Source organism: Paenibacillus sp. FSL H7-0331, from assembly GCF_001956045.1.
This window is the reverse complement of record NZ_MRTH01000008.1, coordinates 112,710-136,866: the sequence shown is the minus strand read 5'-3', so window position 1 is coordinate 136,866 and position 24,157 is coordinate 112,710. Positions and strand designations below refer to the sequence as shown.

18 protein-coding genes are annotated in these 24,157 nt (G+C 46.0%); 5 read left to right on the top strand and 13 right to left on the bottom strand.

Translation table 11 applies throughout. The features are described 5' to 3' along the window. Positions 1-57 precede the first annotated feature (57 nt). From BK127_RS14015 to BK127_RS13995, 5 genes are all read right to left on the bottom strand, one after another. Positions 58-1,026 (bottom strand): Gfo/Idh/MocA family protein, encoded by a 969-nt coding sequence (locus BK127_RS14015; RefSeq protein WP_076230985.1) that lies wholly within the window; start codon positions 1,024-1,026, stop codon positions 58-60. Positions 1,027-1,134: 108 nt separating this feature from the next. Continuing rightward, positions 1,135-2,025: an alpha/beta fold hydrolase gene (locus BK127_RS14010; protein WP_076230982.1), complete on the bottom strand. Its 891-nt coding sequence runs from the start codon at positions 2,023-2,025 to the stop codon at positions 1,135-1,137. Positions 2,026-2,158: 133 nt separating this feature from the next. After that, entirely contained in the window at positions 2,159-2,635 is a 477-nt protein-coding gene (locus tag BK127_RS14005; protein WP_076230980.1) for a NanQ anomerase/TabA/YiaL family protein, read from the bottom strand. Positions 2,636-3,013: 378 nt separating this feature from the next. Then, positions 3,014-3,880 (bottom strand): SDR family oxidoreductase, encoded by an 867-nt coding sequence (locus tag BK127_RS14000; protein ID WP_076230978.1) that lies wholly within the window; start codon positions 3,878-3,880, stop codon positions 3,014-3,016. Positions 3,881-3,980: 100 nt separating this feature from the next. Then, the gene (locus BK127_RS13995) at positions 3,981-4,424 is read right to left on the bottom strand and encodes a DUF2188 domain-containing protein (RefSeq protein WP_076230976.1); all 444 of its coding nucleotides are present in this window, start codon (positions 4,422-4,424) and stop codon (positions 3,981-3,983) included. Between the two features lie 601 nt (positions 4,425-5,025). Between BK127_RS13995 and BK127_RS13990 the strand changes: the two genes are divergently transcribed. Beyond that, the gene (locus BK127_RS13990; protein WP_076230974.1) at positions 5,026-6,549 is read left to right on the top strand and encodes a CAP-associated domain-containing protein; all 1,524 of its coding nucleotides are present in this window, start codon (positions 5,026-5,028) and stop codon (positions 6,547-6,549) included. A gap of 78 nt (positions 6,550-6,627) precedes the next feature. Here the strand turns inward: BK127_RS13990 and BK127_RS13985 are convergent, their stop codons facing one another. Then, positions 6,628-7,227 carry a nitroreductase family protein gene (locus BK127_RS13985; RefSeq protein ID WP_076230972.1) on the bottom strand — a complete coding sequence of 200 codons (600 nt, stop codon included), beginning with the start codon at positions 7,225-7,227 and terminating at the stop codon, positions 6,628-6,630. Between the two features lie 409 nt (positions 7,228-7,636). On the opposite strand from BK127_RS13985, the gene BK127_RS13980 reads away from it, so the two are divergent. Then, the gene (locus BK127_RS13980; RefSeq protein ID WP_076230970.1) at positions 7,637-12,670 is read left to right on the top strand and encodes an S-layer homology domain-containing protein; all 5,034 of its coding nucleotides are present in this window, start codon (positions 7,637-7,639) and stop codon (positions 12,668-12,670) included. An 89-nt stretch (positions 12,671-12,759) separates the two neighbouring features. On the opposite strand, the gene BK127_RS13975 is transcribed toward BK127_RS13980, so the two are convergent. The 4 genes from BK127_RS13975 to BK127_RS13960 form a co-directional block, all read right to left on the bottom strand. Continuing rightward, entirely contained in the window at positions 12,760-14,709 is a 1,950-nt protein-coding gene (locus BK127_RS13975) for an ATP-dependent DNA helicase (protein ID WP_076230968.1), read from the bottom strand. 222 nt (positions 14,710-14,931) lie between these two features. Beyond that, positions 14,932-15,738 carry a flagellar motor protein MotB gene (gene motB, locus BK127_RS13970; protein WP_076230966.1) on the bottom strand — a complete coding sequence of 269 codons (807 nt, stop codon included), beginning with the start codon at positions 15,736-15,738 and terminating at the stop codon, positions 14,932-14,934. Next, positions 15,735-16,520, bottom strand: coding sequence for a flagellar motor stator protein MotA (gene motA, locus BK127_RS13965; RefSeq protein WP_076230964.1), 786 nt, complete (start codon positions 16,518-16,520; stop codon positions 15,735-15,737). Before motA ends, motB begins: the two co-directional genes overlap by 4 nt. 350 nt (positions 16,521-16,870) lie before the next feature. Continuing rightward, positions 16,871-17,644, bottom strand: a complete 774-nt coding sequence (locus tag BK127_RS13960; RefSeq protein WP_076230962.1) for a hypothetical protein — start codon at positions 17,642-17,644, stop codon at positions 16,871-16,873. Positions 17,645-17,921: 277 nt separating this feature from the next. Between BK127_RS13960 and BK127_RS13955 the strand changes: the two genes are divergently transcribed. Together BK127_RS13955 and BK127_RS13950 are read left to right on the top strand one after the other, a co-directional pair. Then, the gene (locus tag BK127_RS13955) at positions 17,922-18,848 is read left to right on the top strand and encodes a M15 family metallopeptidase (RefSeq protein ID WP_076230959.1); all 927 of its coding nucleotides are present in this window, start codon (positions 17,922-17,924) and stop codon (positions 18,846-18,848) included. Positions 18,849-18,868: 20 nt separating this feature from the next. After that, entirely contained in the window at positions 18,869-19,276 is a 408-nt protein-coding gene (locus BK127_RS13950; protein WP_076230957.1) for a DUF6855 family protein, read from the top strand. Positions 19,277-19,331: 55 nt separating this feature from the next. On the opposite strand, the gene BK127_RS13945 is transcribed toward BK127_RS13950, so the two are convergent. Then, the gene (locus tag BK127_RS13945; protein WP_076230955.1) at positions 19,332-20,882 is read right to left on the bottom strand and encodes an FAD-dependent oxidoreductase; all 1,551 of its coding nucleotides are present in this window, start codon (positions 20,880-20,882) and stop codon (positions 19,332-19,334) included. Between the two features lie 181 nt (positions 20,883-21,063). On the opposite strand from BK127_RS13945, the gene BK127_RS13940 reads away from it, so the two are divergent. Beyond that, the gene (locus tag BK127_RS13940; RefSeq protein WP_076230953.1) at positions 21,064-22,068 is read left to right on the top strand and encodes a hypothetical protein; all 1,005 of its coding nucleotides are present in this window, start codon (positions 21,064-21,066) and stop codon (positions 22,066-22,068) included. A gap of 84 nt (positions 22,069-22,152) precedes the next feature. On the opposite strand, the gene BK127_RS13935 is transcribed toward BK127_RS13940, so the two are convergent. Together BK127_RS13935 and BK127_RS13930 are read right to left on the bottom strand one after the other, a co-directional pair. Then, positions 22,153-23,151 carry a Gfo/Idh/MocA family protein gene (locus BK127_RS13935; RefSeq protein WP_076230951.1) on the bottom strand — a complete coding sequence of 333 codons (999 nt, stop codon included), beginning with the start codon at positions 23,149-23,151 and terminating at the stop codon, positions 22,153-22,155. Next, positions 23,148-24,155, bottom strand: coding sequence for a Gfo/Idh/MocA family protein (locus BK127_RS13930; RefSeq protein ID WP_076230949.1), 1,008 nt, complete (start codon positions 24,153-24,155; stop codon positions 23,148-23,150). The genes BK127_RS13935 and BK127_RS13930 overlap by 4 nt, the downstream gene beginning before the upstream one ends. Positions 24,156-24,157: the final 2 nt, after the last annotated feature.

The window sequence follows — 24,157 nt, the reverse complement described above, 5'->3', positions numbered from 1 at the left end:
GCTCCAACAAAAAGCCTGTTGAGTCTGGCTTCACAGCAGCACATATTTACCGAATCTTTAACGTTCCTTTAAATAGTAAGCTTTAAGAATATCGTCCATAACCTTGCTTGTTCTAATCGCGCTGCTCCCTGTGCTGGAGCATATCCCTTGGCCCCGTAAAGCATCGACAACCGTTTGAATCAAGGGCTGCTGGATATGGTGAGGATGCTCGATCATGTACTGCTCCTCGCCTTCTAAGGTAGATACAACGATCGGATTGTTCTGAAAGGTAGAAAATGTAATTTTCCCTTTGGTGCCCACAATCTCGTTCTTGTCCATATCCTCATAAGAGGTAAAACACCAATTTCCGGTTCCATATACGCCGGACTCAAATCGATACGTCCCCGTTACAATATCCTCAGCCTCGTAATGGTGCCCTTGATTGCCTGCGAAGCCTTGTATACTCGCAATAGGCCCTAACAAATAATCAAGTAGATCAAGCGTATGGCTGGCTACATCCACAAACAGCCCACCCCCGGATATTTCCGGCTGGACCCTCCAGGAGCTTTTTTTAAACTGCCCCAAATGTATCGTAGTTACCAAGCGAACCTCACCAATGATTCCGCTCTCAAGAAGCTCCTTCACTTTCAGAAATCTGGGTAATTGTCTCCTGTAATAGGCAACAAACAGGGGCACATCCGCTTGGCGGCTTGCCTCCAGCATTTCCTCGCATTCCGCTACATTCATCGCCATCGGCTTTTCCACATAAACTGGCTTTCCCGCTTTCATGGCTTTGATCGCATATTCTTTATGAAAGGCTGGCGGTGTGGCGATATAAACTGCGTCTACCTGCGGATCCTCGATGAGCTGCTCGGCATCACTGTACCACTTCGGCACGTTGTGCCTGCGGGCATAATCTTCCGCCAATGCGGCGTCTCTTCGCATGACAGCAACCAGCTCAGAATGTTCAGCCTTTTGAAAGCCTGGACCACTTTTGACTTCAGTTACGTCTCCGCAGCCGATAATTCCCCAACGAATTGTTTGCATAGATAGATAATCCCTCCTGATAAATAATAATTGGATGAACCTCAATGAGAGTTAAGTATGCACCCATCATACCATTAATGGCACTATTTATCCGAAGGGATTCCTTATTTATTGATGTTCCTGCTGACTTGGTTCTAGAGGATCTTGCTGTTCAAAAAGCGTATTTTGCGCTTGCAAGCTCTGCTGCTCTTCAAGCTCCTGATCCTTATGCTGCTCACGCGCTAGCTGGTTCTGTTGATTTTCAATCCACAGACGTAAAAGTCCATCCACATCATCAGCATGCTTCGTTGGGATCTGATGCGGAGCACCGCGAATAAAATGCAGAGTGCTGTGCGGCAGCCTGGTCTGCATCACCCTTGCATACTGGTGGAACCTTGTATCTCTCTGCCCGTAGAGCAGCAAGATCGGCGCTTGAATCTCATGCAGCCGATCCGTACAGTTGAAGCTGAGCACCTGCTCATGATATTGGGCCATATTCAACACATTCCCTAAATTACAGCTATCGTACATCGATTTAAATATACGAAAATTAGTCGCATTGCCTCCAGCATCAAGGGCCGATAACAATCGTTTCCCATGAAGTCCACATAACAGATATGCGATCCATACCAGACCTCTCTGAATCGGATCCGTTAATTCCGATGTTGGGCCTATCAGTATTGCCCCCAGATAACGGTCCGGATCGTTCAGCAGTGCTTGCAAAACGATTTGACCCCCTACCGAGTACCCGCACAAATAGGCTTGGCCAATTCCAAGGGAATCCAAAAGCTGCCTTATATCTTCAGCAATCATTGTATAGGAAAGTGGCTCTTCCGAAAAACGGCTTTTACCGTGGCCACGAATATCGAAGGTAATGATTTGATAACGGTCGGATAAAGAGGCACGCTGATAGCTGAAGATTTCTCCGGTTAAAAGAATCGGATGTATGCACACAATCGGTATTCCTTGACCCACGCTCTCATAATAGAGAGTCGTTCCATTCACATCGACAAATGGCATGCTGGTGCCCATCCTTTCTTACTGTGCTTTTGTCTATGTTTTCTGTCCTGTTAGAATACCCGAATCGTCCCATTTCATACGACAAAAAGCCTCATTGGGTCACAATGAGGCTTCGTTCAGCAAGAGGCTTCGGCTATAGCTCCAGTAACGATTTATGTATCTTGATAACGACTTTTTTAATCTTCTGACCCTCTTTGACACTACAAACTGGACGATGGATATCGCTCGGATAAAAAACGGTAAAGTTCCCCGGGAGCAACAGGATCGAGCTTTCCACACTTGTTGTTTTATAAAAAGCAATATCTCGTGATGCGAAATCTTCTTCGGAAATGACTGCTTCTGATGTTAGGCGTGCCACCTTGATCAGCTCTTCGCCTTCGATCAGGTATTGAATATCGATGTAGGTTTGGTGTGATTCCGGACGCTGCTTCTCCCAGCTTTGAGTTGTCGGCTCCTGAACCATCACAAACATTAAATCACCTTCAATATCATGCTTGCCCGGCGCCATAGTGCTAAAATCGGTGGAACGGATATACTCCAATCCACGGTTAAGCGCTTTCGGATAAAGTGCCTTTTCAAGTTCCCAAGTTGCCAAATCACTGAAAATCATGAATGATGCCTCCCCAACATATCGTTGTTTGTACAGATAGCTGCTGTGCAGAATCTGCCCTTTTCAGTATAAGCTTCTTTGATTCTATTTAAAAGACCGATAAAGTCCGGTGAATAAGTCCCGCTGCGCGGCCAAATATCCTTCCGATCACTGTTGTTTCCGTATTTTTTGATTTTTTAAGAGATTTAGTGGTAAAAGTACGGAAACAAAGGCGAACGCTAACGCTTCTACAGGATTATTTGGCCGCTCCGCTCATTATTCACCGGACTTTTAAAAAAGCGGAACAAAAAAACCGGATTCCTTATCGTGGAATCCAGTCATGAGACTAACGCTGCATACATTAGATTGATAGCCTAATATTTAATCAGGCTAATCCTGTTAGCCATTAATGATTTCGCCACCATTGATATGCAGAAATTGTCCTGACATGTAAGAGGAATCATCCGATGCCAAAAAGACGTAAGAGGGTCCAAGCTCCTCTGGCTGACCCGGTCTTTTCATGGGTGTATCTCCACCAAACTCACTGACTTTTTTGGCATCAAAGGTTGAAGGAATCAGTGGTGTCCAGATCGGTCCCGGTGCTACACCGTTAACCCGAATGCCCTTATCCGCCAAGCTCATCGACAACGACCGGGTGAAAGCGACGATAGCCCCCTTAGTGGAAGAGTAGTCTATCAGCTGCGGATTACCCTTATAAGCCGTGATCGAAGCCGTATTAATAATGGCCGCACCTGACTTCAAATGAGGTAAAGCCGCCTTCGTAAAATAAAAATACGAGAAAATATTAGTACGGAACGTTTTTTCCAGCTGCTCCTGTGTAATATTTTCAATCGATTCCTGTGGATGCTGCTCAGCAGCATTGTTAACCAAAATATCGAGCTTGCCAAAGGTAGCTATACTTTTGCGTACAACCTCCTGGCAAAAGGCCTCATCGCCCACATCACCGGCAATCAGTAAACAGCGGCGTCCTTCCTTTTCGATCAGTCTCATCGTTTCCTTGGCATCGCTGTGCTCATTCAGATAGACGATCACAACGTCCGCTCCTTCAGCTGCATAACATACTGCCGCTGCCTTGCCTATGCCGCTATCTCCTCCGGTAATAATCGCTACCTTCCCGAGCAGCTTACCGCTGCCCTTGTATTGGCGGTCAACGGAATTCGGCTTCGGATTCATCTCGCTCTCCAGTCCGGGCTGGCGATTCTGATGCTGTGGAGGCATCGTTTGTGTGGGTGATTTGGTTGGCATGGGTATCTCTCCTTTTCTTATTAAAGTGATGATGTCCCAATCATGTGTTGCTGTAAGCTAGCTTGTACATATGGATAAGCTTTTATGTGGCTTTCAGTGGTTACGAGTAATTATGTGAAGTTTCAACGGTACCGTTCTTACGGTGAATAATTGCGCTGGAATTCGTATCTGATGCCCATTGCTTCGCTTTCTCGACGGCTTCTGCCTTTGTTTCCGTATTCAAACGAACATCATGAAAGCCCTCTACCTTGACAGCCCATCCGTCTCCGTCGGGAACCACATGCAGATTGTGTCCGCTGTGCTCGTTATGGGAAGCTGATTGTTGGTTGCTTTGAGTTGAGGTTGCTTCCTTCTCCTCATGTTTTTGTCTCTGTAGGGGATGATTATCATCCCACTCTTCCCCCTTGGCCGTAGCGATAGCGATTGCTCTGCCTTCCTCATATCCATCCTCCAACAAAGCATTTGCGATTTCGACTGCTTTATTGCGGACGCGAGGCTCCAAATTTTTCATTGAAACGGGGTAATCATTCTTTTTCCATGGCATAGTAGTCCCTCCTGGAATTAGTCATTACTTTATTTTATTAGCCAATTGACCTTGAATCGAATCATTCATTCAAATACTTCTAACATCAACCGTCGAATTTTCCGCAAAAAAATACCCCAGCTGCCACCGCGGCAACTGGGGTTCAAGTTTATATATTTTAAAAGGGGGTCATCTATTAGTATAGGCTAAGAACATTAAACGAAGATGAAGCGTATGTTTCAATTCGATTACAATCGTGAGGCAAATTGTATCGGCATTTACGTCATGTTCATAATGTAAACAGTAAACAGTGATACTCTATGTCATATTCGAAAAATGTTTGCCTGATGTTGAAGCTGCTCTTCCTCTTTATGCTGAATAGATTGCGTGGACATCCGCTTACTGGACATATATAGTAAAACCATCACGAAAATATATAGGTATAAGAGCTTCGTTATGCTTCAATGCCAGTTTTGCTGCGCAAAACCTAGCCTATGCTTCAATGCCAGTTTTGCTGCGCAAAACCTAACCTATGCTTTCGATGCCAGTTTTGCTGCGCAAAACCTAACCTATGCTTTCGATGCCAGTTTTGCTGCGCAAAACTTTAAGGAGGGTTCAAACCATGAAAAAATGGACAAGTTGTTGGCTTCCCTTGATGATCATTATCACCGTGCTGTTCGTACCCTTGACCTCAATCCCGAATACTCATGCTGCCAATACCGTTACCTTCAGCGATACCGTACGACACTGGGGCGCAGATGCTATCGACTGGGCTGTGCTTAATAAAGTTGTGGATGGTTATGCCGATGGTACCTTTCACCCGGATAACCCGGTCTCTGAACCCGAATTTCTTGCTATGCTGCTTCGGGCCTATCCCGAGGTCAAATTGCCAGGCGCCGCTGCTGGATTGCCTTGGTATACACCCTACTACGACATGGCTGCAGCTCAGAAGTGGCCAGTACTGTCTGCCAGCAACCGTGACCAATTTAATCGGGGCCATGTAGCCCTAATAATCGCCGCTACACAAAAAGGTACCGTGAGCTTAACCGATGCTATATCGTTTTTACTCAACCAAGGTTTGTCCAAAGGCAAAACAGCCGCTACAGTCGAAGGCTACCGGGCAGCCGATAAGCTTTCTCGTGCCGAGGCTGTACAGTTCATACGTAATCTGAAGCAAATGCAGTTCCAGCTTTCAGCAAGTAAGGATGCTGCCGGTTCTGCTCCAAGCGTACCTGCTCCTGTAACACCAGATGTACCTGTCAGCCCAACTGCACCCACAGGATCAGTCTCATCCTCTGCTGTCATTACCTTGAAGGATGTGCATATTGGGGACACATTGGAAGCAACCCTTAGCAAGCTGGGTCAACCAGCCCGTAAGGATGCCAGTGAATACGGTTTTACCTGGTATGTGTACAATCAGGATTACTCCAGCTATGCGCAGATCGGCATTAGTGATAATAAGGTCGTTGCCCTCTATTCCCTGTCTACCAACTGGTCCAATAATAAGGGCATCCAAGACGGATCAGCCAAATCCGAGGTGATTAATCAATACGGTAATCCCCTGGAATCGATAAGAAAGGGTAATACCCGATTTATATTCAATTATGGAAACGGTGAAAGTGGCACCTATGAAATTGACGGCGTCTACGTGACCTTCTTTTATGACCTGTTCCAGAATAATGTCGTAACCGGAGTACAAGCAGTTGCCAAGCCCAATGAGCTCGCCCTAGAATCATTTTATCCAAAAGAAAGCCCTGCTTTAATCACAGCCTACGAACGGGAAGCGTTCGATCTGGCCAATGCACACCGCACCAAGCTTGGAAAGTCCATTCTGGTATGGAACGATACCATCGCTGGCACAGCCCGCAAGCATAGCATGGATATGGCCGCCAGAAATTATTTTGCACATGAAACCCCGGAAGGTAAAAGTCCTTTTGATCGAATGAAAGATGATGGTTTGAAATTACGTGCTGCATCAGAAAATATAGCCGCAGGTCAGACGAGCGCCATATTCGCCCATCATGGCTGGATGAACTCGGAAGGCCATCGCAATGCTCTGCTAAGCGATATTGAGCGTCTCGGTGTAGGAGTCGCATTTGGCGGGAAAATGAGTATATATTATACTGAAAATTTTTATACGCCGTAAATTTTGCTGTCTTGCCGTCCTTCTTTTAGCATACTTTTTAAAAAAGCGTACCTGGCTTCTCAGCCAGGTACGCTTTTTTTATTTGAACACAAGCAATCGTTCTTCGATCGGTTTAAATTCTTTATCTCCCGGAGGTGCGGTCGGTGTCCCAAATGGCATTTGGGCTACGAGCTGCCAGTTCTCCGGCAATTTCCATTCCGTCTTGACCTTCTCATCAATCAGCGGATTGTAATGCTGCAGACTGGCGCCAAGCCCTTCGCTCTCAAGCGCTGTCCAGATCACAAACTGATGCATCGCATTCGTATGCTGTGCCCAGACAGGAAAACGATCCTGATAAGTCACAAATGCCTCCTGCATGCCTGTAACCACGTGCTGATCTTCAAAGAACAGGATGGTCCCATATCCGTTGCGAAAACCGTCCATACGCTGCTTGGTCGATTCGAACTGGTCCGCCGGAACGATTGCTTTCAAAATATCAGTCGTGATATCCCACAGCTTATCATGCTGGGCCGCTAATAGCACCACGACTCTTGTACTCTGCGAATTAAAAGCTGAAGGCACGTGCTTAACCGCATCTTCGACAATTTCCAAAATACGCTCATCCGAAATCGGAGATTTTTTGCTAATTGCATACATACTACGACGCTCTCTTACCGCTGTCAAAAAGTCCTTTGCCATCATTGATACCTCCATTATCTTATAAATGCTCACATTCTTTTATATAGTTACCCACTGGACACCAAATTATAACCTTACTGCCGGGCTTAAACCTCGTATACGAAAGTCTCTGGTTTTCTACCCATCACGCATTTATTTATGTAACACCCCAGTTGATCTCTCACCTTTTGCGAGCTGTTACCGGATCCATAATATTACCAATTTTTGTATATTCCATCATTATAGACCTATACATATAAATTTCGTATTATTTTTCATTAATTTGGAAGATTTTCGCAAAATTTGATGTTATAATGCCCATAGCACTTTCCTGCATTTTACATCTTCATAGACTCGTGAGCCTATAAATTTCGTAGAACACAGGTCTAAAGTAACAATTATTAAGCAGCCATTATAAGGAGGAACAAATGTGTTTTTAAGAAATCGTTACAGTAAAATCAGCGGATTCCTGGTTTTTATGCTGTTGTTTGGCATGCTGGTACCCACTTGGACATTCGGTGCTGATACTCCAGTAGAATTAACGGATATTTCTGGTTCTTACGCACAAAAAGAAATACGGAATTTGGTAGATAACGGTGTGATCAGCGGCTATGAGGATGGGTCCTTTCAACCTGCTAAAGCGATGAGTCGTGCAGAATTGGCCAAAATCATCGTCTTATCTCTCGGTCTAAAAGAAAATACGGATCGGGCATCTGCTTTTACAGACATCGGTACAAACGATTGGTACCAAGGTTTTGTAGGTGCATTGGTTGAATCCGGAATAACGCAAGGAACATCGGCAACCACATTCTCGCCCAACGCAAAAGTGACAAGAGAAGAACTCATTGTATTTTTTATTCGCGCTATGGGTCTTGAGGAAACAGCCGGAAAGATAGCTGTTGATGCTAATTTGTCTGACTTGAAACAAGTTTCAAGCTGGGCTCAGTCACATGTATCATTAGCTTTCAAAATCGGTTTCGTCAATGGAATCGAGAGCCACGATGGCACTTTGAAATTCAGTCCTAAGGATCAAGCAGAAAGACAAGCTTTGGCTCGGTTAGCTTATGAGTTCAATACGAACAAAGCAGCATACATAAGCAAAGGGAAAGCTTTTGCCAATACGGGCTTGTCTGATGTTAGCTCGGTGTCGGTTGTGAACAACAGCAGCGTCGAAGTTACCTTCCACAAGGACGTTATTACCGTTAATGAGACGGATTTTACTTTTGATAATGGGTTGAATATTACGAACGCAGCGTTGAAAACCGACAGCAAAACTGTCGTAGTATTGACAACTAGCGTGCAATCAACTGGAACGGTGTATAAGCTGAGCTATAGAGGTAAAGATACCGGTTTAACCTTTACAGGATTTGCTGCTGGTGGTTTTGGCGGCGGGGGTGGTGGAGGTGGAAGCGGACAAAACTCTCCTGTAATTCCTCCTTCAAAATCCGATCTTGATAAAGTAAATAGCGGCGGTACATACGATTCTCTCTCTATTACATCTTCTGGAACAGTTGGTCCTGCTGACGGTGCGGCTAAAACGATTGTTACAGGTACGCTGACATTAAATCCTGGTGCTGGTGGTGAGATTTTGCTGCAGAATGTGGAGGCTGCTAATATTGTAGTGGCTTCAGGCAGCTCTAACTCCATTAAATTGAAAAATACAATCATTACCACGTTAAGAGTAGCTGCCAATAATCAATCAGAGCCTGTTCGGATCGAGTCCCTCAGCGGTTCCGAAGTAACAAATACTAATATCCAGTCCAAGGTAATCATGGAATCCAGTGCCGGAAGCCTGGGAATGATCACAATCGGATCGGGTGCCCAAGGACAAGAGATTGAATTAAGAGGCACCATCAAAGGTGATGTTACTGTACAAGGTGAAGGTGCGAAGATCAAGATTGCCGCCCCAAAAGACGGAGGCACTTCATCTATCGCAAACTTGAACATAGGCACTAACGCAACGATCAGTGCAGCCACAGGTACCTCCTTAGGAAGCTTGAGCATCACGGCGCCGAACACTTCGGTTACTCTAAATGGTGAAGGTGAATTTCGCTCGGTTACCGTGTCTAAGGAAGCCCAAGGCACAACCTTGAACCTTTCAAGTACGAGCACCAAAATTTCTGCGCTACAATTAAATGCAAATATTAAATTAGAAGGTGATGCGGCTGTAATCGGGACTATTCCCATTACCGTTAGCCCCGGAGTTAAAGTAGAGGCATCTCCAACATTAATCAATACTTTGAAGGCTAATGCCATTGCTGCTATCGCGGCCATCGGATCCTTTAATTCGTATTCTGCGGAAGTGGATGCCGCAATTACTGCAGCAGGGACGATTGCGAATAATGCGATCCTGCTTGGAGTAGCTGAAGCGGATATTACCGATTATTCGACAAAGCTGGTTGAATACAAACGCTTGATGACCACATTCGCCTTGGAAGCGGCTTATCAGGATTTGAAAATCGGTTTTGCAGGAACTGATACGCTGCAGGCTGTTACGCAAAATATCGTGCTTTCAACAGTTGATGTTTTACGAGGGGTCAGCATAACTTGGAAATCCTCCCAACCATCGGTTGTAAGCAGCACGGGTCTGGTGACTCGCCCTGCACTAGGACAAGCAGATGTACAAGTTATCTTAACAGCTTTAATATCCAAAAATGGTCAAGTACGGGATGTCGAATATCCGATTACAGTATTAGCCCAAAGAACTTCCGTTCCGGTTGAGCCTACAGTACCCATTCTGGACTCATTATCCGTCGAGCCAAGCAATGTGTCTTTAAAGACTTTGGGTGCAACCCAGTCTTTGAGCATCGTTGCAAAATACTCGGATGCCACGATTCGTCCAGTAACGAAGGAAGCTTCTTATACTAGCAGCACGCCGACTGTAGCCTCAGTAAGTAAGGAAGGTATTGTTACTACTATAGCTAACGGAACAGCCGGCATTACGATTAGCTACGGTGGGAAAACAGTGACAGTGCCTGTTATTGTGGATGTACCTTCTGGACCAACGGATCCTTTCGGATTAAAGCCAATCGCAGGTGATGCCCAGGTGTTGTTGTCTTGGAACACACTAGGATCGAACGTAACCTATCAGGTTTACAGCTCCAAGACAAGTGGATCATATACCCAAGCTCCTACAACGGTAACGGGTACTACGTATACAGTAAACCGATTGGATAACGGAACGAAGTACTATTTTATTGTTAAAGCTACAGTGAATGGAGTCATCACCGCGTCTAATGAAGTGAGTGCAATCCCAATGGTCGATTCAAGAGAAAAAACCGCAAAACCTACTGTATCCGGCAATGTATATACCAACGGATTTTTACTCAGCGGAAAAGTTGGACCAGAGAATACTTGGACTACTATTAAGTTAACAAAAAAAGACGGCTCCTATCTTTCTGGAAGCAGTGCAAACGGGGATGGCACATTCATTATTAGTCCCATCAGTTACTACTATACTAATTTAGTCATTTTGGAAGGCGAGGAACTGCTGCTTATTGCTCAAGCCGAAGGGAAGAAGCAAAGTGATCCTGTGACATTGGTCGTACAAGTTCCCAAAGGTCAAACCAAAACGCCTAGTTTTATAAGCGATGTCTACGAGGCAACAAACTTAATAAGTGTTAATGCGGAACCAGATGCGTTCATTACCGTAAGGGAAAATACCAAAGGCTACAATTTGATCTTCGCGCCGGAACCAAATAGTGGCATCTATAAGATATATGTTAATGGACAATTTGGAGTAGGTGATCAGCTACAGTTTACAGCCACTGTACCCGGTAAAGCTACTAGTAATCCTGTTAGTATGACCGTAAAAGCATCCTTGAAAACTGAGATGCCTACCGTAAACGGCAATGCATATACCAACGGATTTATACTCAACGGAACAGCAGAACCTGGGTTTGCAAATAACTGGGGATCAGTTTCTTTAACTAAAAAAGACGGCTCCTATGTTGCCGGAGGCGGAGTAAGATTAGATGGCACATTTACCATTCAATCAAACCCATACATTCCAGATCTGATGCTTACTGTGGGTGAGGAGCTTTTTCTTACCGCACAAATCGAGGGCAAAAAGAAAAGTGATCCCGTATCCATTTTCGTACAGGCAACTACAGGTCGAACAGACTCTGTCATGACCGATATAATCAATGAAACCACTATTAGTGGTTGGGCGCCATTTGGCTCGGTTATTTCCGTAAAGGATGATTTGAATCGCAATAACATGATAGCTTACGCATCATCCATAGATGGCTTTTTTAATATAAAGATACAGACTGGAACTTTCCAGATAGGTGACCGGCTGACAATAACTGCCGCCTTCATCGGAAAAGCTACTAGCAATCCGATCAATGTTATTGTTGAGGCAGCTCCGAAAACAGAAAAACCAACTATTTCAGGATATGTCTATCCCAATGCATTCGCTATAGAGGGAACAACAGTTCCTGGATTTGAGCAAAAATCGACTGACCTGATTTTGTCTAAACAAGATGGTACTTATATTATCTCGCTCAGTGTTAATATGGATGGTCGTTTTTCATATTCTGATTTATTTAACAATTCCTACGTTAATATTATTGCGGGTGAAGAGCTGCTAATGACATCTCAAGCCTATGGCAAGAAGATGAGTGATCCTGCAAAAATCATCGTACGGGCAGTTACCGGACAAACGGCAATACCTACGATTACATCTGCCTCGGAAGCCACCATCAGTGGATATGCAGAGCCCGGTGCATTCCTCAGCATAAAAACCAGCTTGAAGGGAATCAGTATGTCTACTCGTGCGTCAACATATGACGGCTCCTTTAGTTTGGAAATGCTCCAGGATGGTATATTTAATGCAGGAGAGCAAGTGACAATTACAGCAATTACACTTGGAAAAGCAACTAGCGATGTTGTCAATGTTATCGTGCAAGCAGCGCCCAAAACCGGCGTTCCTATGGTTAGAGGAAATTTATATACAAATGGATTTATGCTAACTGGAACCATAGATTCCGGTTCAACATATGCCTATATCACCTTGAATAAGAAAGATGGTTCGTATGTTGGATCATTTGGTTCATCGTCGGATGGTACTTTCTCATCAAGTCAGCTTATCCAATCATCTTACGTAACACTAATTGCGGGGGAAGAGCTGCTAGTAACGGCTCAAGCTAAAGACAAGAAAAGAAGTGATCCTTTTAAAATTATTGTTCAAGCAACTGTTGGCCAAACAGCCGTACCCACTATTCTTGATGACATATTAAATACAAATTTTTTAAACGGAAGCTCAGAGCCCGGTGCGATTGTCACTCTGATGAAAGACTCGAGTGTAAACAAATACACAGCTACCGCTTCAGCTGAGGGCAACTTTACTATCTATTGGCCATATAATTCATTTAAACCTGGAGATCAACTATCTCTCAATGCTACATCAATTGGAAAAGCAACAAGCGACATCGTACACATTACGCTTCTGCCGTCTCCTTAAAATTTTTAGTAAAATAATACCAAAAAAGCGGCTTATCAGTTTTATCCGATAAGCCGCTTTTTAATGTTAAAATAGTACCCTTCGCTTGTTTACAACGAATCGTGTAAATGAACACCTGACGGCAGCAGCCCCTCAACATGCGCTTTCAAGGCTGGCTCCCCATACAGCTCCTCACTGAGAATCGCTATAAGACCATGATCCTCACGAGTACGGATCAGTCGCCCCATACCCTGCTTAAGCCGCAGCAGCATGTAAGGCAGGTCAACCTCCTCGTAAGGCATAATCGCAGATTGGCGCTTGGCCATAAAAACCGGATCCTGCGGTGGAAAAGGCAGCGCCCAAATGATGACATTGGATAGAGATGGCCCAGGCACATCAAGCCCCTCCCATAAAGTAACCGCACATAATATGCTTGTTTCCTCACGCTGAAAAGCCGCGATCAAATCGCTGATTTCACGGTCTCCTTCAAAACGGAACCGCATCCCCGCAACTTCCGGATAATGGATGATGTCTCGTTTGAACCGCTGCAGTGTATCTTTGGTCGGGAACAAAATCAAAGCCCTTCCCTCCGTTCGCACCAACAGACGGATGGCCGTTTTCATTTTTTCTGAAAAGGTGCCTCGGTATGACCACCGCGGCGCGATAACCTCCATCTGATGTGCATAATCATATGAAGAGTCCACACTGAACGACAAGTAATGTTCAATTCCGAGACTTTTCGTCACATAATCGAAGGAACCGTTAACCGACAGCGTCGATGAAGTAAATACAATCGGCATATTCGCACTGAATACCCGTCTCTTCAGCACTTCCTTCACGGCCCTTGGCATGATGACCAAGGTCAAGCCCGTGATACTCTCCGTTACCCAGCATACAAAGCTTTCTGATTGCAGGAAAAGGCTCAGCGCCTTTTGCATCATTTCCAAATGCTCTTCGACAATTCGCGAATGATACGGATTCAATGAGTACAGCTCACTCTCCAGCACCAGTTCCTCCTCGATGATTGCAAGCGACTCTCGGAACAGGCTGATCTCTTGCAGCAGCTGCTCATTCAATAGAATCTGTCTACGATCCGAGCCGGGTATCGCCCTGTTCTGCCGCTCCAACAGATCGAACATGGCCTCACTGCGGTCGATCGCTTCGTCGATTAATACTGCTAGTGAATGACGAATCTGACCCTTCAGCAGCCGAACAATTAATTCCTCAAACACAATATGCTTGATTTTGTAGGTCAAGGCTTTCTGCGCCGCGGACTCCAGCAGGTGGCCTTCGTCGAACACGACGGTGCAGTGTTCCGGCAGCAGCGGCAGCTGTCCTCCACGTTTTCTTCCTTCATAAGTCCATACATGCTCCATATAATAATCGTGAGAGCAAATGATCAAATCCGCCGAGCGCCGAAAGTGATCGCGGGAAAGCGTTTGTCCACACCGATGCCGCTGCTCGCAGACAAAACAATCCTGAAAAGCATCCCAGCTGATTTTTCCCCATTGTTCATCGTTCATATCCGGATAATGCTTGCGGTCTCCATAAGCATGAAACGACTGCAGCGTTTCACGATAACGGACAAACTCCGGCAAATGCTCGTACAACTCCCTGTACAGCCCCGCATCCTCATGACCTAATCTGGCTTCGTCCAGCTTCGTCAGACACACATATTGATCAGGAGATTTGGCTAATCTGGCGTCTATCGCAAGATTCAAATGTCGGGTAAGCTTAGCGATATCTCCCTCAGGCTTGACCAACTGCTCAATCAAGGATTCATCCGCACAAGCGATGATGGCGGGCTTGCGGGTATAACGTGCGTAACAAATCGCATACAGCAAGTACACCAGTGTCTTGCCCGTTCCGACCCCAGCCTCCGCAAATATCGTTTCTTTTCCACTAAAGGCTCGTTCCAGCTGAAACGCCATAAAAATCTGCTCATCACGAACCTCGAAGCCGGATTCCGGCAATATATCGTATAACACATCCACAATCCATTCGCATGCCTGCTTCACGAAGGGCTGGGTGCGATCATAATGAAACGGATACAGATCCATACTGCATATGCCTCCATCGGGACTGATTTCAGTACACCCATAGCCCCTTTACATTGAAGCTATAGTATCACATAAATGCTACAAACATTCAATAATGCTCAAGTGAACTCACCCTACTTGTGGGCGATATACAAAGAACCCCCCGGCAAGCCGGAGGGCTGTTCACAAGACGGTTGTTCTTATACTTCAGTTGACGGTTACACTGATCATCCTGAAAATAACTTAGGGTATAAACGATTTGGCGCCAGCAGAATTAATCTGACGAATAATGTTCACTTCCACTCGGCGGTTTTTGGCGCGCCCCTCGGCAGTATCATTCGTATCAATCGGTTGATATTCACCATAGCCGATAGAACGGTAATGGGCCGGATCAATTTTGCCATTTTGCATGAGCAGCTTCATAAAATTCAAGGACCGCTTGGCGCTCAGATCCCAGTTGCTCTGGAACTCTCTCGTATTGATCGGCACGTTATCCGTGAAGCCCGCCACTTCCACATTATATTGATTATAGCCGCTCAGCATACTCGTAATGCTTTGTGCCAGCACCTGCGATTCCTGCTTTATCTCCGCCGAGCCGGATTGAAATAAGGCATTGTCGCGAATCGTAATTTTTAACATATCCTCATTCAATTTGGTTTCCAGCTGGGAAAGGAGACCGTTATCCTTGATGTATCCGTCCAGCTTCTGTTGAAGCTCCTTGAGATCCTGCATTTCCTTATCATGCAGAGCCTTCATTTGCTGCTCTTGCTGACTTTCCTGCTCATTTTTTTTCTTTTCATCTTCTTTTTTCTTCTCAATGTTAGGTGAAACAGTCAAAGGTACAATATTCGATTGCTCAAACATTCCTGTTCCGCCGTTAAAGCCCGAATTCAGACCCTTCATGATTTGCTCGAACTTTTTGGAATCAATCTGACTTGAAGCGAACAATATGATAAACAAAGCCAACAAAAGAGTCAGCAAATCGGCATAGGGGATAAGCCACGTTTCATCGATGTGCTCCTCATGATGCTCATGTCGCTTTTTTTTCATTCAGCGCCACTTCCCTCATCAAGTAAATGACGTTCATTTGGCGGAATATAGACGGACAGCTTTTGCTTCATAGCTATCGTGGAAATACCGGATTGAATGGACAGCAGACCCTCTACCATAATAAGCTTGATTTCGATTTCCTTCTTGGAAATTTGCTTCAGCTTGTTGGCCATCGGGTGATAGAGCACGTAACCAGAAAAAATACCAAGCAGTGTAGCGACAAAAGCCGCGGAAATCAAGTGACCCAGGTTCTCAACATCGTTCAGATTACTCAAGGCTGCGATGAGTCCAACGACCGCACCAAGCACCCCAAGTGTCGGCGCATAGGTTCCTGCTTGTGTAAAGATCAGGGCACCGTTACGGTGACGTTCCTCTGTTGATGAGATTTCCTCCAATAGAACATCCCTGACAAATTCGCTATCGTTACCATCAATAATCATCCGCATGCCATTGCGCAGAAACGCATCTTCAATTTGATCTACCTGAGTTTCCAAAGCAAGCAAACCTTCACGACGTGTAATGGAAACCCAATCCATAAAGCGGCGAACCAATTCTTTTTTTTCGATTAATTGCTGCTGCTTGAACAAAATTTTCATCAATTTGGGAAACTTCTTAAGCTCACTCATTTGAAAGCCAACGAACAAGGTCGCCGCTGTACCTACGAAAATAATAAGAAGTGCTGCCGGGTTCAATAACGACATAACACTTGCACCCTTCAGCGTCATGCCGACACCGACGGCGATAACCGCCAATACTAATCCAATAACTGTTGCCTTTTCCATATCCGATGAGCACCCCGCTGTAAATGATTTGAACTTTCTTAATCGTGCTTGATCCCTATATTTCTACATTTCATACATTTATTCGACATCCTGTGACGTGAAGCCTGCTTGAAAATATTAAAATTTATACAAATTTAACTAAATACCATTTTCAGCTTTTAGCCAGGGCGAAGGGATTAGGACCAACGTATGATGGTGTTCCAGACAATTGATTCCAATGGCGGAGAATGATGCGGATAAAGCTCCTCCCGCTGAAATAACAGTCCTCATTGACCAAATGGCTCTGACCCTTGAAAAACAAAAAACAGGACCCCGTGGTGCGATCCCGTTCATTTTGAGAACCTATCCCCTCAGCTCGTATACATACTCATCAACAGTGCATACACAATTGCGGCGATTATGGCAGCTGCTGCGATACTAATCAAGCCTACCCCAATACGTTTTCCCATCTTCTCCCTACTGAGCTTCACAACAAATTCCACTTCAGACGGCAGCTTACCCTGATCCATCGACTTTCTGATATCCGGCAGCTCACGAATATACTTTCTAGAGAGGTATATACCATAACCAATCTGAATTCCCCAAAAGCAAAGCAATAAGGCAACAACAAAAGAAACTACCACAGACACATAGATAAAGAGCGGGATACCCCCCACAGGTGCAAAAGAATGCGTCAGGGCTGGCGGCTTATCTCCAGCACCAAGCACGGCCAGATCGTCCGCAGAACCGCTTAACGGCTTCGTGCCATCACACAGCATTGTGGTTTGCTTACCACTGCCGTCGCTGCTGGCATATACCAGATACTCCCGGTTCATTTCAAAGCTGTAGCCGCAGCTGGAACCGCTTATAGGCGTGTTCACATTCAACTCGGCTCGCACCTCTCCTTTCCAGACGTTAGACACCGCGAATGTTACGGTCACAGGATCAGCAGATGAGCTAAAGAAACCTGTGTGTGGTTCTGAGAGCTTCACAACCTTGCCTGCAAATATGGCCGTCTTCCTCTGCAGCTCCTCCTGAACGGATGGCTTCTTGGCACAGGAGCACGCCTGAGAAGGCTGTGGCACCGCGATAAACGTTGCAAACACAAATAAAAGCGTATACAAACCAACAAGTCCTCTTTTCACTTTTCTTTTCCTCCTATGAGCTTTAGCAGAGAGCTGACTTCGTTAGCATCATTCAGATTTCAACACGAATTTTGCTTCAGAAGCTGACATTTATATCATATAGACGAAGCCTGATTACATTTTGTTCCAGTAAAATTTGTTGTCTGTGTCAGATTAGTTACATATTTAGACTATTACCATGAGTTAAGCTACAATAGATTGAAACCTTTTCGGTCTATTTGGAGTTTAAATCATTAAGGACAAATGCTTATTCATTTTAATCAGCAAGGAGATAACCATGACAAACAAACCTATGCTCACTGTTGTATGCCTGACAATAGCTTTATCTGTATTCAGCGGATGTGGCGGAGATCCCAAGACCCCAACTGTTCAATCCCCACCTGCTGCTTCATCAACGAATAGTGGTACATCAGCATCTGCAACCGATAAGAAACCTGCTGCTAATAATGCCAACCAACCCATTACGCAGCCTGGCACTCCAGCAAACAATCAGACCGCTGCTCCCAATGTGAGCCAAACCGGTTCTCAATCCGGCAATTCAGGCGCTACCCCAGGCACCGTGGGAAAAGCTACGGATTCCACTCCGTCCAAACCAGGCGCGATTCAGGTCGTGACCAGCCCGGAAAGCATTACGGTGCTCGTCAATAAACAGCAGGCCCTCCCTGAAAGCTATGAGCCGAAGGATTTGGTCTATCCGAATGTTCCTTTTACATTCACTGAAAAAATCGATAAACGCAAAATGCGCAAGGAAGCCGCTACAGCTCTGGAAACCTTGTTTGCAGGGGCCAAAAAAGACGGGATCAGCTTGGCCGGAGTTTCTGCTTACAGATCCTACGCCACACAAAAAACGTTATATAACAACTATGTAAAACAAGATGGTGAAGAGAAGGCCAAAACCTACAGCGCCTTACCTGGCCACAGCGAGCATGAGACCGGACTTGCGATTGATGTATCAGGCAGCAACGGCAAATGCGCCGCACAAAATTGCTTTGCCGTTACCAAAGAAGCGAAGTGGCTGGATAGCCATGCCACTGAATATGGATTCATCATTCGTTATCCCGATGGCAAGGAATCCATTACGGGCTATCAATATGAACCTTGGCATTTGCGTTATGTAGGAACACAGTTATCCAAAGAACTGGCTCAAAAAAACATAACTTTAGAGGAATATTTCAACGCCGTTCCCGTGCAGTCACGCAAATAGAAAACTAAAGGAGCCCTGATATGTCGACAGTACAAGGAACCAAAGAAAATCCTTGGCAATTAAAAACTCCTCCTCTGACATCTGATTACGAAATGTACAAGGACGAAAAAGATGGAAAAGCCATTTTAGTTTGCACAGTAGGCAAAACGGTATTACATTATGACTATCGTTGTGTCGACGACTTATATGCCATGCTCAAACAACATGGTGACTGGATGGAGCTTGGCAGTGCTGATGAGCAGAAGCCTGTCAAAGAAGGCACGGTTGAAGCCTGGGGACGTTCACCTGAAAATCCGGTCGGTGGATGGTACGGGTTGAAAAAGGGGCTGCGTGGTCGATTGGGCATGTACCTACCTCCTCTAATGGAACAGCTGGGACTTGCGGAGGTTGAACACAATCCCAGGAACAATCGGATCAGAGCCATATAGTATCATCACAAATCAAAGGGAGAACCTACTCAGCGTGGGCTCTCCCTTTTACTACTTATCCATCATAATCGATTGTTGGCAATGGTTGTAAGGCTGGGCCTTCAAGCACCTCACCCTTAAAATTAAAGCGTGAGCCGTGACATGGGCAATCCCAGGATCTATCCCCATTGTTCCATTTGACCTCGCAGCCCATATGGGTACAGGTCGTATCGACAAGATGCAGCTTCCCTTCCGTATCTCGATACGCCCCCGCACGTTTTCCGTTTATTTGGATCACCGAACCTTCATCCAATCCTAACGAATCAGCCTTCCTCGAAACAGCTTCCAGCTTGCCACCGATCAGTTGCTTGGCCACATCAAAATTCTCAACAATCAAATTTTTAATACCAGGATCTGGTTTAAACCGTGAAGGGGTAAACAACTCGGTATAAGGATTCTCTTGTCCCATGAGCTGATCTTTCAGCAGCAGCGCAGCTGCTATCCCTGTGGTCATGCCCCATTTTTTATATCCGGTAGCCACCCAAACATTGGGATGACTTGCCGTTATGGGACCAATATAAGGGACCTTGTCCAACGTCAGCAAATCCTGTGCAGACCAGCGGTATGGAATGTCTTGAATACCGAATGTTTGCTCCCCGAACCGTTCAAGATTCTGATAATACTCGTAGGTCGGCTCCCCCTGTCCTGTTTTATGCGTCTCCCCACCGATCAGTACCATCTGCTCACCATTAATCGTTACCGATCTCAACGAGCGCTTAGGCTCGTCCACACTCAGATACATCCCGCCTGGATAGTCGGTGATCGGCTTCACGGCAATAATATAGGAGCGTTCCGCATGGAGTCGGGTAAAATACAGACCAAGTCCGTCATAGAACGGAAAATGGGAGCTTGCAATCACATGACGGCAAGTAATCTGCTTTCCATCCATCGTCCAGATTTTCTGACGATCTCCTTGTTCCACTTTTCCATCGATCCTTGTATGCTCGTATACCCGGCCCCCTGCTTTAACAAAATGGGCTAGTAACCCATTCATAAATTTCACAGGGTGAAATTGCGCCTGCCCAGACAGCCTGAGTGCCGCGCGGACTTCGATAGGTAACGGAATATTTTGCACCAACTCCCCGGGTATCCCCAGCTTCTCGTAGGCTTTATACTCCAGCTCCAGTTTATTGGCTGATTCGGCGGTCTGGGCGTATAAATAAGCGTCCTCCTCCGACCACTCACTATCGATGTGCAGATCGGCTGCCGTACGCTGAATAAACTTCATCGCCTCGTTGTTAGCTTTATAATAAAGCAGCGCCTGATCCACGCCAAAATTTTTAATTAATTCATCGTAGATAAGGTCATGCTGCACGGTTATTTTGGCCGTTGTATTACCTGTGGTTCCGTGAATAATCTGATTAGCTTCGAATAGTGCGACCCGATGACCTTTTTCGGCTAACAGATAGGCAAGCGTAATACCCGTGATCCCGGCGCCAACAATTGCATAATCGACATCGATATTCTCGTTAAGCGGCGGGAACGAGCTCGGAGGAGCGGATTCGATCCAATACGATTGTGGGGATTCCGGGATTTTGCCCCCGGCGGATGGGTGATCAGCATTCATTTCACTTCACTCCTTCGTTCTGCGGTTTAGGTTCTCTTTGTTCATGATTACCACGATTGACCTGACCTAAACCAGCATGGAAAAGAGCTAAGATATATTCATAAAATCCAACTATTTTGACATGCTCCTGACACACTGCCATCGTACACTAAATATAAATTAAATCTGTGGAGATGATCTTATGCATTTTGCTCATGTACTTTATCTTTCAGCCATGCTGCTCATCAGCGCTTGCACCAACACGAACGGAACGATATTGCCCGCAACGACGACAACGGCTCCCCCACTATCAGTGCCAACTGCATCCGAGCAGGCAAGCTTCACGAAGGGTGCGGCCACCACCATTAATCCCGGGTTGCTTACTTGCAAGGGAGGGCGTGTCAGTGCCGTTGGAGAGATCAAGTCAGAGGACGGCAAAACCTGGACAGTCCCCACTATTGTGAACAATAAGCTTCCTGATGCTTCTGACTTGCTTAATCCATGCACAAATGTCTTACATCCAAATCTCGCAGCCGTTGACTTAAACAAAGTTCCTGTCATTGAAATCGATCCAGACGGTACGATCATCACTGGTTACATTTTTGCAGATAACTATTTCGAGCTATATGTCAATGGCAAGCCCGCAGTCAAGGACGCTGTTCCTTTCACACCATTCAACTCTCATGTCGTCCGTTTCAAAGCTGCATACCCGATGACCTATGCGTTTAAGGTTGTCGATTGGGAAGAAAATCTTGGCCTCGGTACCGAGGATAACAAAGGCAACAAATATCATCCCGGAGATGCCGGTATAGTTGCAACCTTCAGCGATGGTACCGTGACGGATAACCGCTGGAAGGCACAAAGCTACTACATCGCCCCCCTAATGAACAAAACTGATCTGGTAATCGAGGAGAAGAATGGCAGGACGGTCCGATCCACTCCCAATGCTTCTAAAGCTCCGTCATGTGCGGCAAATTGTTATGCTGCCCACTTTGCTATTCCTGACAATTGGTATGCTGCCGATTTCAATGACTCTTCATGGCCGCAGGCTGTCACCTATTCAGCAGCAACGGTAGGAGTCGATAATAAGCGGGAATATACGAATTTTAGCAATGAATTCAAAAAAGGCTCCTTCGTCTGGACGAATAATCTTATTCTTGATAATGAAATTCTTTTACGCCATACTGTCGAGAAGGCTTCTAAATAAGAGGCAAACCACCCTTCCTTGATAAGTGCAAAAAAGCTTCGCCATCGTACTTTAGTGGCAAAGCTTTTTGCGTTGTGGGTGGATTTACTGATCGTATGATATCGCCACGGACTCTCCCTGCTTCACGGATCGATAACCGGCAAGGGCAACTTCGGTCGAACGCAGGCCATCCAATCCCGTAATCGGTACCGACTCGCCAGCAAGCAGCGCATGAACGAATGCCTTTACCATGTAAAAGTCCATCGGATCACCATAGAACATACTTACACCTTTCCCCAAGGAGTCGCTGTAAAGCATGTTGCTCTGGGCAAAAGCATCGATAGATAGATGTCCTTTCGATCCGATGATTTCCATCGTCACATCGCCCCATGTTGGAAATGATTTAGGCCTTGACCAGCTTGTGTCCAGCACACCAATCGTACCATTCGCAAACTTGACATGAATCATCCCCGCATCGTCAACCTCCAGTCCCTCATGAAACAGAGTATTGCAATATGCGTAAACATCTGTCACTTTGGACCCGGTGAACCAGTTCATAAGATCCATCACGTGGACGGTGTGATCCAGCAGCGCACCCCCGCCCGATAAGCCGGGCTCTGTGAACCAGCCTCCGGGTGCGGTTCCGCGATTCGTCCCTTTAATCGCCAGGATCTCGCCGATTTCACCTTGCTCAACTGCCTTCTTCGCCTTCGCTACGGCTGCCAGATAGCGGCATGGGAACGCCGTCATCAGCTGAACACCGTTCGTTTCACAGACTTCGATCATACGCTCCATTTCTGCAACGGATAAGCCAAGTGGTTTTTCACACAAAACGTGCTTACCCGCTTCAGCGGCAGCGATAACCTGCCCAGCATGGTTCACATTTTCCGAGCAGATGACCACAGCGTCAGCATCCGTCTTCAGCAATTCCTGATAATCCGCAAAATATCGTAGTCCATGCTTGCTTACCACAGACTCCACTCTGCTGCTCTTTTCATCGGCAATGCCGACGATCTCGACCTCAGGCAGCTCCAGAAGGGATTTCAGATATGAATGGGCATGTCCGTGAGCAAAGCTGATCATACCTACTTTTAATTTTGTCATGTCGGCGATACCTCCCGTTTGTCTTGACCTATTGTGATAACCTTCCCGGTTTGAACAGACTGAACGACAGCAAGAGCGATTTCCAGCGCTTTATAAGCATCCTCAGGAGTAACGACCGATTCCCGGTTGTCGCGAACGCATTCGATAAAATGACGCAGCTCCTTCTCATAAGGAGTTTCATATCCCGGGCTTTCCGGCACCTCCACGAAAGGTCCCTTGCTTAACGAAGCAGCCGGTTTACGTACTTGCAGCGATTTGGAGGTCGATCTGTCAGTGCGGATGACACCGCCGCTTCCGGCAAACTCAACTGCTGTTGTGAATGCTCCCGGATATCCCCAATATGCTTCCAGATTAGCGACAGCCTCGCTTTCGAATACAAGCGTTGCCGTTGCATAGTCCACTTGATCATTATGCTTGTGCTGCGCGAACACCGAGCGGACTTCACCTGCAACCCAGCGCATGTAATCGATATCGTGCACCATTAAATCCAATACCACACCACCGCTTTTGTCATCCTCCCGATACCAAGGACGAATGTCACCGGGATGTACGCCTATCCGCTTCGCATGTGCAACGCCAAGCCGACCAATCGAGCCATCGTCAATCTGCTGCTTCATCTGAACATATTCCGAAAAAAAGCGGACAACATGTCCGACGAACAGCCTGACGTTATGACGTTTGCAGACCTCAATCATTTCTGCAGCGTCCTCCAGATGGAGCGCAATCGGTTTTTCACAAATCACATGCTTACCAGCTTTAGCCGCCTCAATTACAGCCGATTTATGCAAATAGCTCGGAAGCGTAATACTCACGATTTCACAATCGCTGTGTGCCAACATATCGGCAAGAGACACATAAGCTTTGGCACCCACCTTGGCAGCCAATTGCTGTGCCCGTTCTTCCAACATGTCGCAAACACCTGTAACCGTGACTCCGGATATGTTCGCATAGCATTCAGCATGTATGTTTCCCATGCCTCCACAGCCAACTACAGCGACTTTCATAT